At 26.1% G+C, this 13,824-nt stretch carries 13 protein-coding genes; all 13 read left to right on the forward strand.

The genetic code is table 4. From position 1 onward, the window contains the following. The first annotated feature begins 1,104 nt into the window (after positions 1 to 1,104). The 13 genes from MBIO_RS00005 (at position 1,105) to MBIO_RS00055 (ending at position 13,796) form a co-directional block, all read left to right on the forward strand. The gene (locus MBIO_RS00005) at positions 1,105 to 2,478 is read left to right on the forward strand and encodes an ABC transporter ATP-binding protein (RefSeq protein WP_013354963.1); all 1,374 of its coding nucleotides are present in this window, start codon (positions 1,105 to 1,107) and stop codon (positions 2,476 to 2,478) included. Further along, positions 2,462 to 3,280, forward strand: a complete 819-nt coding sequence (locus MBIO_RS00010; RefSeq protein ID WP_013527147.1) for an ABC transporter permease — start codon at positions 2,462 to 2,464, stop codon at positions 3,278 to 3,280. Before MBIO_RS00005 ends, MBIO_RS00010 begins: the two co-directional genes overlap by 17 nt. 14 nt (positions 3,281 to 3,294) lie before the next feature. Next, entirely contained in the window at positions 3,295 to 4,149 is an 855-nt protein-coding gene (locus MBIO_RS00015) for an ABC transporter permease (protein WP_013527146.1), read from the forward strand. Next, positions 4,115 to 5,656, forward strand: coding sequence for a type 2 periplasmic-binding domain-containing protein (locus MBIO_RS00020; protein ID WP_015510646.1), 1,542 nt, complete (start codon positions 4,115 to 4,117; stop codon positions 5,654 to 5,656). The genes MBIO_RS00015 and MBIO_RS00020 overlap by 35 nt, the downstream gene beginning before the upstream one ends. Before the next feature lie 129 nt (positions 5,657 to 5,785). Further along, complete coding sequence (locus tag MBIO_RS00025) at positions 5,786 to 6,226, forward strand: AAA family ATPase (RefSeq protein WP_013527144.1); 441 nt, start codon at positions 5,786 to 5,788, stop codon at positions 6,224 to 6,226. 484 nt (positions 6,227 to 6,710) lie between these two features. Next, positions 6,711 to 7,565, forward strand: coding sequence for a DnaB-like helicase C-terminal domain-containing protein (locus tag MBIO_RS00030; RefSeq protein ID WP_013526930.1), 855 nt, complete (start codon positions 6,711 to 6,713; stop codon positions 7,563 to 7,565). 8 nt (positions 7,566 to 7,573) lie between these two features. Further along, positions 7,574 to 7,735 carry a hypothetical protein gene (locus tag MBIO_RS04905; protein WP_013526931.1) on the forward strand — a complete coding sequence of 54 codons (162 nt, stop codon included), beginning with the start codon at positions 7,574 to 7,576 and terminating at the stop codon, positions 7,733 to 7,735. Next, positions 7,728 to 7,889: a hypothetical protein gene (locus MBIO_RS04910; RefSeq protein WP_013526932.1), complete on the forward strand. Its 162-nt coding sequence runs from the start codon at positions 7,728 to 7,730 to the stop codon at positions 7,887 to 7,889. The genes MBIO_RS04905 and MBIO_RS04910 overlap by 8 nt, the downstream gene beginning before the upstream one ends. 54 nt (positions 7,890 to 7,943) lie before the next feature. Further along, the gene (locus MBIO_RS00035) at positions 7,944 to 8,693 is read left to right on the forward strand and encodes a DNA cytosine methyltransferase (protein WP_232048377.1); all 750 of its coding nucleotides are present in this window, start codon (positions 7,944 to 7,946) and stop codon (positions 8,691 to 8,693) included. A gap of 131 nt (positions 8,694 to 8,824) precedes the next feature. Continuing rightward, a complete protein-coding gene (locus MBIO_RS00040; protein ID WP_013527141.1) occupies positions 8,825 to 9,139 on the forward strand; it encodes a hypothetical protein in 315 nt (104 codons plus the stop codon). Beyond that, positions 9,127 to 10,809 carry a hypothetical protein gene (locus MBIO_RS00045; protein ID WP_015510649.1) on the forward strand — a complete coding sequence of 561 codons (1,683 nt, stop codon included), beginning with the start codon at positions 9,127 to 9,129 and terminating at the stop codon, positions 10,807 to 10,809. Before MBIO_RS00040 ends, MBIO_RS00045 begins: the two co-directional genes overlap by 13 nt. Then, positions 10,790 to 11,947 (forward strand): hypothetical protein, encoded by a 1,158-nt coding sequence (locus tag MBIO_RS00050; RefSeq protein ID WP_013526937.1) that lies wholly within the window; start codon positions 10,790 to 10,792, stop codon positions 11,945 to 11,947. Before MBIO_RS00045 ends, MBIO_RS00050 begins: the two co-directional genes overlap by 20 nt. 10 nt (positions 11,948 to 11,957) lie before the next feature. Continuing rightward, positions 11,958 to 13,796, forward strand: a complete 1,839-nt coding sequence (locus tag MBIO_RS00055; protein ID WP_013526938.1) for a hypothetical protein — start codon at positions 11,958 to 11,960, stop codon at positions 13,794 to 13,796. Positions 13,797 to 13,824: the final 28 nt, after the last annotated feature.

A 13,824-nucleotide genomic window follows, 5' to 3' on the forward strand; every position in this document is an offset into this window, starting at 1 on the left:
ATTTCTCTTTTTATTCGGATTCTTTTTTCGTTTTTTCCATTTTATCTTAATCTACCGCCCCCTTTTCTTTGCACCCCATTTTTTCCCTGTCTGTTTTTCCGTGTTCACTCATTTTCATTTTTTTTAAAAACTCCTACCTAGCTGAGTAGGTCTTTAGTTGTCGGTTTCCCTCTTCTTTTCTCCNATCCACTGTCCTCGACGCATCGTTTTGCCTTCGTTCCCTTCCTTTTCTCTCTTCAAGCCCATTCTCGNTTTCGTTATCCCCATCCTCTCGCCTCTTCCTTTCCCAANAATCGTCCGGTTCACTTGATTTGCTTGTTCTCCTCTCTTTCGTACCGGGCGTTACTCTTTTGTTCTCCTTTTAATTATGCGGATCCATAATCGCTTTCCGCTGGACCCCTTGTTTTCCTACTGAAGTNTGGTCCACTCGTGTATGTGGATTCGTACAATGACTCCTTGGCCCCGTGTGGTGTAATTNTATAACAACACATGGTATNGATATTGCAAAAATGGTGTATATCATAAAGCCTATTTTTCCTTTTATTGCAATCAATATTATTAAGGATAATTCTAATAATAAAATAATTGTATTAAGAATAATGAAACCAAACCATATTCTCTCTTATTTTTAATGCTCATAATTTCTCCTTACTTAGATTTTTATAAAAAATAAAATAACATCATTAAAGACTTAAAAACGTAATAATAGAAATGCTATTTAGTTTTAAAAAAACAAAAGAAAATAATGAATAAAAAATGCAGAAAACAAAGAATGAAAATTTTTATTATTTTTAAACAAAAATATTTTTTATTATTATAATTATTCTCATTATGAGAATACAAAATTTTAAGCGTGATAAATTTAAATCTAAATTTGTATTATTAAACTTTTGCGAAGATAAAAATCCAGATCTTCCATTTTTTGTTATTGAGTATTCTCAAAACGTGTTTGATTTAGCCTCCCTAAGAAGTCAATCGATTTAATTAAATTTAGTTAACTTTGATTTGACGCCAAAATAAAATATTTTAAATTTATTTATTACCAAAAACGCTATAAAACAGATTATTTAGAAAAAATTTATATTTTATTTTTTAGGAGAATTTATGATTAGGAAAAATAATACACCTTATATTATTGAATTAAAAGAAGTAGTTAAAGAATTCGATGATAAGGTTGTTTTGGACAATGTTGATTTAAAAATCAATAAAGGTGAATTTGTTACTTTGCTAGGACCTTCAGGATCTGGCAAAACTACAATCCTTAGACTTATTGCTGGTTTTGAAAGAGCAACACGTGGTGAAATTAAATTTCATGGTGTAGATATTAAAGACTTGCCGCCTCACAAAAGAGACCTTTCAACTATTTTTCAAGATTATGCATTATTTCCTCACTTAGATGTTGAAGGAAACATTAAATATGGTTTAGCTCTTAAAAGAAAACCAAAAGAAGTTATTAATGCTAAACATGAAAAATTATTAGTTCAAAAACAAAAACAATGAGAAGAAAAAGCTCAAGCTGAAATGAAAAAATTAGATGCTCTACAAGAAAAATATGAAAGAGAAATGGAAACATTAAAACCAAATACTTTTGCATATCGTCGTAGACAAAAATGATTAGATAAATCAGACTTCAATTACTCATATTGAGAAAACTATGTTGAACAACAAACTGAAAATTTTGAAAAACGTTATTTAACTAGAAGAATAACAAAAGAAGAAATGGACCAAGAAGTTAAAGAAATTGTAGAATTAGTCGGACTTCAAGGTAATGAAAAAAGATCTATTAATGAACTTTCGGGTGGTATGAAACAACGTGTTGCTTTAGCCAGATCTCTTGTTATTGAACCTGCTATTCTTTTATTAGATGAACCTCTTAGTGCTCTTGATGCCAAAATTAGACAAAAAATGCAAATATTATTAAGAAGCTTACAACAAAAATTAGGTCTTACATTTATTTTTGTTACACATGATCAAGATGAAGCTCTTGAACTTTCAGATAGAATTGCAATTATGCGTGGTGGAAAAATTGAACAATATGACACGCCAAAAAATATTTATGACTATCCAGTTAATAAATGAGTTGCATCATTCGTTGGAGACTCAAATATTTACAATGGAATCTTTAATGAAGATGGCAGCGTTACAATGTGAGAACGTAAATTTAAAACCATTCATGATGAAGATGAATTTCCAAACCAAACTGAAGTTGATGTTTTAATTAGACCAGAAGACATCGATATCATGGCTTATGATGAAAAGAAAAAAGACAAGCTTGTTGGTGAAATTATTAACATGGCTTACCGTGGAAGTTATTACTACTTAAAAATTCAACTTGACAATGATGAAATCATTTATGTTGAAACAGCTAAAAAATTCGAAATAGGTGAAAAAGTAAACTTAAGCTGAACAATTGACTCAATTCATTTAATGAATAAAGATAGCAAATGGGATTACAAAACAAATGAATTCAAAAATTAAAAACAAACTTGGTTTAAATAAAAGATTACTACTTTTATTACCTTATTTATTTATTGCTATCTTTTTAATAATTTTGCCAATTTTATTAATCGTAATTAATGCTTTAAAACCACAAGATGGCTTTAATGCATCAGCTTTATTAGCTGAAAAAGGAATTTGATTAATAATTTGACGTAGTTTAAAAATTGGATTAATTTCAGCAATATTATGTTTAATTATTGCTTTTCCATATGCTTATTTTATTGCTACAACTAAGAGCAAATATTTAGCAATTTATGCTTTAAGTTTAATTCTTAGTCCTATGATAATTTTTACAATTGCTAAAATTTATGCAATTAGAGGTTTCTTCCTTTCAATTTTTGAAGAAGACAGTTTGAATGCTGAATGATTTATGGTTTTTGGTTTAACTTATTTAAACTTGCCATACATGATTATGCCACTTTACACAGTCTTTAAAGACATGCCTAAAAACATTCTTGAAGCTAGTGCAGACTTAGGTTACAACAAATTTCAAACATTATTTAAAGTAGTTGTTCCATATAGTTTCAAAGCTATTTTAAGTGGTTTCAGTATGATCTTCTTATCATCAGCAACCACCTTTGTTATTAGTGCAAAATTACTTCCAAATGGTACTCAATTACAAACTATTGGATCTGTAATTAATGATTATTCAAGCCCTTCAAACAAATATGAATTAGCTTTAGGAAGCACACTTGTTTTAGTTGTATCAGCCATATTTATAGGTTGTTACGGATTAATCAATTTTGTTCCTAAAATTATAATTAGACTTAAAAAAAACTAAAGGAGGTAAGAAACATGACTAAATTTTGAAACTTTATTAAAAGAAGTTACATTTACATTATTTTAGCTGTAACTTATATTCCTTTAGTGTTCGCAGTTATCTTTAGTTTTAATAAGCCAAGTGATAAAGGTTTCTTGAGCTTTTCATGAAATGGTTTTACTAATACTGCTTGAACAAACTTTTTTGATGAAGGTAGAGAACTAGCTTTAATTAACTCAATTATTATTGCTTTCTTTGTATCTTTATTAGTTATTAGTATTTCACTTGTGACAGTGTTTGCAATGTGAAAACAAAAAAATAAAAACTACTCAAGAGCAGTTAGAGCTGTTAATAATATACCCTTTATTAACCCAGATAACATTACTGCTATTGGTTTAGTTTTAGTATTCACAGCACTTTTCGGAACTTTAGCTAACACTAAAGAAGGAATGATTAGAGGAATAGTAGGTCACACAATTATGGCTTTACCTTATGGTATTACTTTAATGTATCCAAGAAGTGAAAAATTCAATGCTTCATTATTTGAAGCGAGCCAAGATTTAGGTTATTCAAAAATTAGATCATGATTCAAAACTTATTTTGTTTACATGATTCCATCAATTGTTTTTGCTGGTTTAGTTTCCATTTTCTTATCATTTGATGACTTTATTATTTTACAAACAACTTCAAATGTAAGTACACTTGGAACCAAACTTTATGAAGGTCAATTTAAAGCTTGAGGCTTAGTAGTTGGAGCTTGCTTATTATTTGTTACTATTGTTGCTAATGCTTGCTATATTGGTTATAAAGCTTACATGATTAAAAGAAGTAATAAAAAAGCAAAAAGGATAAAAAATGAACAACAACAAACCAAAGAACAACAAATTTAAAACACTTATTAAAACCAAAATTTTAACCAAAACTTTTGGTACAAGTGCTCTTGCAGTTGTTGCTGCAGCTGCTTTAGTTGGTGCTTTATCTTATAAATATAGTAACAAAAATAACTTCAAGCCTTCATTCTACAACTATCAATCTTATATTGATCCAAATACCAAAGCAAAAATAAATAAAAACTTCAACTTCAAAGAATTTGCTGAAATTCAAGATTTTACTAAAGCTATTTTAACTAATAAAGCAGCTGCCGGAATTGGCAACGATTCTCAAGCAGTTCAACTTATTAGAGAGGGTAAACTTCGCAAAATTGATTATGCTAAAATGTTTGGTGATCCTAAATTTAATGACCGCAATGAAGTTTTAAAACTTTTAACTGACACAGTAAAAAATCATCTTGAGTCATATAACAAATATTTAACTAAAGATAAATGTATTAATGCCGATGGTTCGCAAGCTACTGAGGATCGTCACTTAATTGACTACTTTGCTCCATACTTTTCACAAGATATGGTAGTAGCTTATAATCCTGCTAAAGTTTTAAATCTTAAAAAAGATGACCCTGAATATCAAAATAAAATCAATGCTCATCAACAAGCAATGCAAAATCACCTAATTAATGAAATAAAAAACAACAAAGGTGAATTTAGACTCATTGATATTCTTAAAACATTAAAAGCTAACAAATATGAACATTGAGAAGCAACAAATGCTGTAAGAGATAATATGATTTATGGTTCAGCTTATGTTTATGACGTTAATAAAGGCTTTGTTGATGATCACGCTACTGGAAAAGGCACATCAAAAGATAAGCCTAATTGATATAAAGAACACATTGACCACTTTGTTGAATTATTTAATCATGGTATAGGTTATAGTGTTAGAGATACAAAACATATTAACTTTAATGGAGATGGACAATTTCTTTTAAATAACTTAATTAATCCTGATTCGAAAACATGTGCTGGTTTAATTTATAACGGTGATGCAGTTGATGCTTATTTCTCAGAAGATAACTATGCCACAGTGCCTCAAAGTACTATTAGATTCTTAAGACCAAAAGTTAATTTATTATTAGTTGATGGGTTAGTTATCTCAGAAAATACAAGTGATTATTTTACTGATTTAATTTATAAAACAGTTCACAAGAGCTTTCTTGGTGGAGTTGAAAAAGATAAATGAATCAATGGTCCAAAATGAAATAGTACTACTGAAGAATGAAATAATATAGAAGGTTATGAATCATTTACAACATTTGACTTTGTAGGTTATACTCCTGCTTGAAAATCACAATATGAATTTGTTAAAAATAACTATTTTGTTGATGATACATATCCACAATATATTGCTAGTCTTTATGGAATAAATAAAGAACAAACTATTTTTGATGTTGATAATACAACACCAAAAATGAAATATGAAGTTAAACATTTTCCTATTGAACCAGAAAGTAAACAAACAATGGCTGAAATCAAAGTTTACTATGATACAAAACTAAAAAGTTAATTAAATTTAAGATTCTTAGATGCAAAATCTAAGGATTTTTTATGCTCTTTTTTAAGAAAAAGTAAAGATTTTGTTTAAAAAGTACGGAAAAAAGTAAAATATAATTAAAATTATTATTAAGTAGGTCCTATGTTAAAAAGAAAAATAGATGCTTTTTTGTTGGATTGAAAAAATGATGCCAATAAAAAACCATTAATAATTAAAGGAGCAAGACAAATAGGCAAGACAACTTCTATTTTAGAATTTGCTAAAAATAATTACAAATATGTAGTTTATATCAACTTTGCTTTAATGAATGAAATAAAAGAATTGTTTAATAACAAAAATGTTAAATCTTATGAAGTTGATGATTTAATTAAATTTATTTCTTTTGCAAAAAGCGGTTTTGAATTTGTGCCAAATGAAACTTTAATATTTTTTGATGAAATTCAAGAACAACCTAATTGCATTACAAGTTTAAAAAGTTTTGCCTTAGACAAAAGATTTGATGTTATTTGCTCAGGTTTTTTATTAGGAATTAATTTTAAAGAACACAATATTAGACACATTGGAGTCGGTTATATTTCTTAGTATGAAATGAAACCTATGGATTTTGAAGAATACCTTTGAGCAAAAGGATATAAAGATGAAGATATTAATTATCTTTTTATATAACACCTAAATAGTATTCTAATAAATAGTCAAGACCTGGTATTAGCCAGGTTTTTTTGTTCAAATAGGTGAATGAGTTTACTTTTCAAAATACTTTTATTTTAGGAAAATTCTTTTATATTTAAACTTAACTTAAAATTATTTATTATCTTACTTCATATTGTATGTGGTTTATATAAATGTATTATACATTTATATCAAACCACCACACCAACTAAGGAAATCAAATCAATAATTTTTTCCTATGCTTTAACCTATACACCGAATTTTCCTAAAGAAACAGGGAATATATAGTGATATACTTCCCAAAATTAAAATTTCAGGACTATATATACCTCCCCCTTTGAAAAAAAAGACCCACCGGAGTTTTTAATGCCCTTGTTATTTTAGAAAGGAAAAATATATGCTACTCACTACAAAACAGTTACAGGAATTTTACAAAATTGAAATGGAAAATATTGCAAAAAATAAATCTCTATTAACTAACTTCAATATCATTGATAATTATGCAAATGGTTTAAAACCTAAACAACTTTATTTTTTAGCTGCAAGACCAGGCGTTGGAAAAACTTCTTTTGCTCTTAACATTATTTTTAATGCTTTGGAAAATTTGAAAGAAGATGAATGCATTGTTTTGTTTAGTCTTGAAATGGACTCAATTGAAATATATTCAAAACTTTTAGCTCTTGCCAATTCTTGTTCACTTAAAGAAGTTGAAACAAATTCTAAGAAAATAGATTTTGAAGATTTAAACAAAAAGAACCTTTTTATATTTGATAGATATAGAAACAATTTTAATAATGAAAAATTAAGTGAAGTGACTCCTGACATTATTTATAAAAGTTTGAATTCTATTGGTTTAAAGATCAAAGCTGTTTTTATTGATTATTTTCAATTGCTTGATAATCAAAAATATTCAAGTGAAAGAGAAAAGTTGTCTCAATGCTCTAAACAATTAAAAGAATTGTCAAAAATATTTAATTGTAATTTTTTTGTTTTATCTCAACTTTCAAGAGAGTATGAAAAGAAAACCAATAATGAACCATCTTTTTCTGATTTAAAAGGAACTGGTTCTATTGAACAAGACGCTGATTTAATTATGTTTCTTTATAATTCTTCAAATAATTTTAATGTTGGCACTTTAATCCCTAACAAGAAAACAATTTTGAACTTATCAATTGCAAAAAATAGAAATGGTGAATTGGTCAAAACAAATATTGATTTTATTCCGCATTTAGCAAAATTTATAGAAAGTTAATTATAATTATGTTAAATAATAAGTGTGATTTTTGCCACAAAAGATTTCAACCAAAAAAAGAAAGATATTTTTGAGGCAATTTAGTAGTATGTTCAGAAGAATGCTTAGAACAAGTTTCTTGTTATGCAAGTGAAATTGATTTAAATTGTGAGGGAGAAAATAATGAATAAAGAAAAACTGATTAAATTTCTTATTGATTTAACAGAAAAAGAAAATACAAAATTAAAATCAGATGTTAAAATTCTAAAATCTAAACTTAAAAAAATAAAAAAAGAATATGAAGAACAAGAAAAAGCTTTTGATGACTTATTAAAAAAACTTTAGTTTATGAATAAAAATAAAAAAATAACCATATGAGCTTTGTATGATGACGGCAATATGAGTTATTTTAAAGCATTACAAAACAATGAAAATTGTGTTATTTATTCTATAGGAATACAAGAACATAAAGATTTAAAGAATTATTATAATATTGACCTTTCATTAAATAATTTTAATTTAATTGACCAACTAAAACTAATTCCAAAACCTGACATTATAATTGCTTCTCCACCTTGTGAGAGTTGAAGTAGAGCAGACTGTTCACTAGCTATTTGAAAAGATATTAGCAAAACAAGTTGAGAATTGAATAACTATGAATTTTATAAAACAGTAGAAACCACAAAAAACAAAAAAAGAGATTTTTACTCTAAAGAACAAAAAAGAGTATTAGGTGAAAGTACTGCTGGAGCGACGGCTTATATAATTAATGTCTTTCAACCTAAAGTGTGAATAATTGAGAATCCTTTTCAGTCTTTTATTTGAAAATTTCTGAAATTTCATCATAACTTGAATGGAATTAAAAATAATACCTATTACTCAAGCTATAACAAAGAATTTAGTGTTAAGCCAACTTGTTTTTATTCAAATATTAATTTAAATTTGAAAAACAAAAGAAAACCAGGCAATGCTGAACACTATTCAAAAGGTAGTTATTATCAACGCTCAATGATTCCAAAAGAATTAATTAAAGATTTATTTTTAAATGTTTTTGTCCAATTGAAAAAAATTTCTGTATTAAGTAAAGAATATACAAAAAACTATATTTCAAATTCACTAGAGAAAGATCAGATCTCCTTATTTGATTAAAAGGGGATTATAGGGGTTATTTATATAAGTATAAAAATACTTATATTAGAGAGATATATATGAGCTACACTCATTATATATATCTCTCTCTAAGAATATAAGAATGCATTACATACTTAGAAAGGAAAAGAATGGATATTTTTAAAAAAATGGAAATTGCTGAAAAAGATAAAATTGAGAAATTATTACTCAACATAGATAAATTCATTTGAGATTGTAATTCCAAAGGTTGAACTAAATCAAAAAACAAAAAAGTAATTTCTTTATACAAAAAAACTCTTGAAGAAATTAAAAAAAATGAAAAATATGATTGGCTATATGTTCCTATTAAATCACAAATCTATAAATTTGCAGATCATGATTTAAAGTCTGACATATTTTTGTGATTTAGTCACACCAAAATTTTATGTGGCTATACATATTTGAAAGATAAATGAAATTTCTAAAAGAACCTCCTGTTTTTACAGAAGAACAATTTAAAGAATTAGTTCATTATACTGATTTAGAAGATAATCCAACTTTTGAAGCTTACAAATCTAATGCATTTTTCAAAATCTATTCAGATGCTAAAGGTGTTTCAAAATCTTTTAGTAGAATGATTGAAACTGTTTATAGATTAGTGAATGAAAAAAATTTTAATAGTTTTTGGTGTAGAAATCAATATAACCACATTAAAGGAACATTAAAACCATTATTAGAAAAAGTTTTAAGTTTTCTTGCTGCTAAAGGTTTAGATTATAGACCTTATATTAGTATTTACAATACTGAAGCTTATTGAGATTATGAAGATGGTGGAAAAGGAAGAGCTATATTTTTTGGTAATTGAAAAAATGTTCAAAGTTTCCAAGGTGTAACTCTTTCACAAAAAGATTTTGCATGGGGTGAATTAGTAATAGATGAACCAATTGAAAAAGAGCTAACTGAAGAATTAGAAGAAATTTATAAAATTCAAGCAAGTAATTTAGAAATATTAATAGCTAATACTGTTTTAAGATCTAAAAATATTGAAGGGTTTAAAACTAATGTAACTTTTCTTTATAACATTTTCACAGTAGATCACTTTTTAATTAAAGATTTTCATAATCCTATTTTACCTTTGTATTCAGGAACAGATTTTTTAAAGAAGATCAATTTAAATTTAGCAAAAGAATTAATTGAAAATACTTATTTGCAAAAAGAAGACTTAGCTTTTAAAGAGGGAATCGGAATTATTGTCACAATGTTTTCTAAATATTTTGTTCCTAAAAATGAATTAAGTGATTTGCAATTAAAACAATTTGAAGCTCTAAAAACTAAAGATTATAAATTATGAATGATTACTGTTGCTGGTTTTGCTTTTGAAGAGCCACCTGAAAGATATGATTATTTTATGAAAAGTGTTTTGCTCAACAAAAATGGCAATTGAGATAGAAAAAAATGCAAAATAATCAATATTAAACAATTAGAAACAAAATTAGAAAATGAAGAAATTTGTGGACTCTTTTATGGTTTTGATTATGGTTTAACTGATAATTGTGCTCTTGTTGTTGTTTTGTTGTTAAGTGGAGCAAGAATAATAGTATTAGACATTTTTGAAGACATTAAAAAGCTCTTACCAAAAAACAAGAGAAGAGAAAATAAAGCTATTTACAATAAAGTTGCTTTAATTGTCAAAAAATGAAATGAGTATTTTGATAAATACAATTTTAAATTCTATAACTCATGATTATTAGGCAATTTTGATTCTTTCTTATATGGAGATAATGTCCACTCTTTGCAATGAATGACTGAAGTTTTTATTAACAATGGGATAAATACTAAATTGTTACCTGCTTCAAGATTTAAAGGCAAAAAAGGCTTTGGAATAATTGACAGACAAGTATGACAAAAAAACATATTTGAAAATGGTTTAGTTGAGTTATTACCTAAAGCTAAATCATTATTAACTCTGTTATGTCAACAAGTAATTGATAAAGAAGATCCTAAAAATCCTAACCAAAGAAATGAAAGAATTAACAAAAAAATTTATGATGTCATCAATGCTTTTGAAATGGCCAACACCTTACAAAATTGTGAATATAAAAACTATTTATTTAATAAAGAATTAAAGGAGAGAAATGAGCAAAACAATTATTAATAAATTAGAAAATGAAAGCAACAAATATTTTAGTTTAAGGTTTAATAATAAACCTGATTCATATAATCAATTTTTAAAATTTGGAACTCAAACAACTATTAACACTATTTGAAGCAATTTACCAAAAATTTTTAAGAATAATGTAGAAGTTAAAGACTATTTTACAATTTCAAAATTGCAAGCTTTGCAAAAATTAGAGCAATATCTTTATTGTGAGGGAGTTGCTGCTCTAAGAAATAATTGAATGCCTGCTCAAGTTTTAGATTATTTGCTTGATAGAAATGGTAACTTGGTAAAACTTAAAACAAGAATCAAATTTTATTCATCAAATATAAGTTTCTATATTGATGAAGAGTGAATAAGAATTAAAAATAAAGTTGAATTTAAATATGATTTACTTTTTGATCCTATAAAAAATGTTCTATTAAATGTTGAACAAGAAAAACAAGCTAAAGCTTTATTAGATTTTTATGACTATGAAACTCTTCCATTTTATAACCAAATTCCTTATCAAATTTTCTTTAATAATCATAATGCTTTCCCCGATTTGTTTAATGTTAATTTATATTATTTTGATATGCTAGATGAAGACTTAAAAATTGCTGCAAATGATTCAAACTTATCTGCTCCTTGAATTTATGTCAATGATATGAATGGTCTTAAAGACATGATCAAACAAGGACTTAAAGATCCTAATGATAGATTTATTCCAATTAATACTGCTATTCAAATGGATGGAACTCCTCCTGTTCAACTTGTGCAAGGCAATAGTCAAGCAATACCATTAATTGAAAAAATAAGATTCAATATTAAACAAATTAAAAAATTTGCTTTCTTAAAAGAAGATTCAAGTGATTCTGGAACTAAAAATATGCATAATGCTGAAGTTCAACAAATTAATAGTGATTTTGAAGATCATATTGAAGCAAAATCAAACTTAAGACAAATGCAACTATTAAACTTTTTCAAAACTTTTGAACCTAGTTTGCTAATTGATAAAGTTTTAATTTTTGGTTCAACTGAATGGCTAAAAAATGAAGCTTGAAAATATTCTGCAAATTTAAATGGCTCAATTATAAATCAAACACCTTTAATCAATAATAACTCAAAAGCTTTAGAAGAAAGTGAGGAATTATAAAATGGACTTTATGGAATTAAAATCTTTTTTAGAGCCAAGAACTGGTGAATATATTTTAATAGACAATAAATCACTTTCTTTTGAAAATGGTTCAGTTAATGTAATATCTTGAACTAAAGACAAAATCAAAAACATTGAATTATATTGTTCTGTTGAATCTCAAAATAGAATTGATATTGAAAAAGATATTTATGATGTCATAAAGTTAAGCATTGATTTCGAACAACCTATTTTTAAATATAATCAGAGTGCAATTTTGAAACTAGATAATAAATTTTATATTTTAGATGCTTTAAATAACCAATATGATTTGGAGCAAAAAAATAATGCTTATTCATATGGAATAGCTCAACCAATTTCTCAAATTGAAAATGAGAAAAAAATAAAATTTGTTTTCATTGAAGAAAAGCCAAATGAAATTAATGTCAGTTTAAGAACTCCATATTTGCACCAAAAAGCTTTAGAAATTGAAAACAATGGTTTAACTAGTGAATTGCCAACAAATGGCCTAGCTTTTGATATGTTTGTTAATCCAATTGAAATTAATGGTATTGACAATAAATACTATTTAAATACTTTGAGCAAATTTTCTCATTTATATTTGAATATTATTTTGAACAAAGAAAATGATTTAATGAAAAACTTTTGAGGTGCTATTAATCAAATTGATAATGTTAGACTTAGATTACAAAATAATTTCATGGGAATGACTGAAGAAGAAATAAAAAAATTTAAAGAGACTATTTTTGCTGGAAACAATTTAAAAGATTTTGTTGATTTTAAATTTTACACTTTGATTAACTTATATACAAAGAAAGAAAAATTTTTAAAAACTTTATTTGCAATGAGTTCAGGCAATGTTCCTTCAACATATTGTATTGATAATGGTGAAACTGAAAAACATGAACTTTATTTGCCTTTTTATTTTGATAAAAATTGAGAAATAGCAAGTAATTTTTATGATTTAGTTTATGAAAATAATTTGATAAAAAGCATAAAACCAAAAGCAATAAAAAGTCCAAATAAGCTTTATCAAATATCTGAACCACTAATTCCATTAAATATTCAAGAAGTCAATATTTCTGATAATTGAAAAGACTTTGATTTTAATAATTCAAAATATAAAGTCAAAATGTTTATTGACCAAAAACATGAAGAATTTTTAATGTTTAATAAAGAAAAATTTAATGAAGCTTTTCAATTATCATCAATTCAAACTTCTAGATATACTATGACACCAGAAGAAGCTAGAAAAGAAATTAAAGACTTAGAACCTGGTTTAACTAAAAAGCAAATGTTTGTTCAATTAATTAAAAAAAGCGTTAAAAAAGAAATAAACATTGTTAACGCTTTTGCAAAGGTTCAATTAAACCCAACATATACAGCTAAAATTGCACATGGTGATGAACCTGGAATGATTCATTATACTTATGACACAATTCCTGCTGCATTTAAAATTGTTGATTTAGATGATTTAAATGATTGGTTAGAAGTTGTTAATTTTTCAGGTCTTGATTACAAAAATCTTGACGATAACTATGAATTAATAAATGAAACTTATGTTCCTATTTATACAATTGAATATCAAGTATATGAAAAAGAAGATTTTAAATCAAATATATATGACACTTATTTTAAGTTTCTAAACAATGATTTTATTATCAATAAAAATCAATGATTAAAAATTGCAAATTCTTTAGGTTTCGTTCCACAAAACTTTATATGCAAACAAAAGAAAAGAATAATTATTTTTGGTTTATTTTTACCTAATGAAATTTATATTAATAACCAAAAAATAGAATTACCTTATTATCACAATTTAGGTAACTTAACAATTAACTATATTTAATTTAAGGGAACTGCTGCCCAAAAGACGG

The organism is Mycoplasmopsis fermentans PG18 (assembly GCF_000209735.1).
Lineage (GTDB): Bacteria > Bacillota_I > Bacilli_A > Mycoplasmatales > Metamycoplasmataceae > Mycoplasmopsis > Mycoplasmopsis fermentans.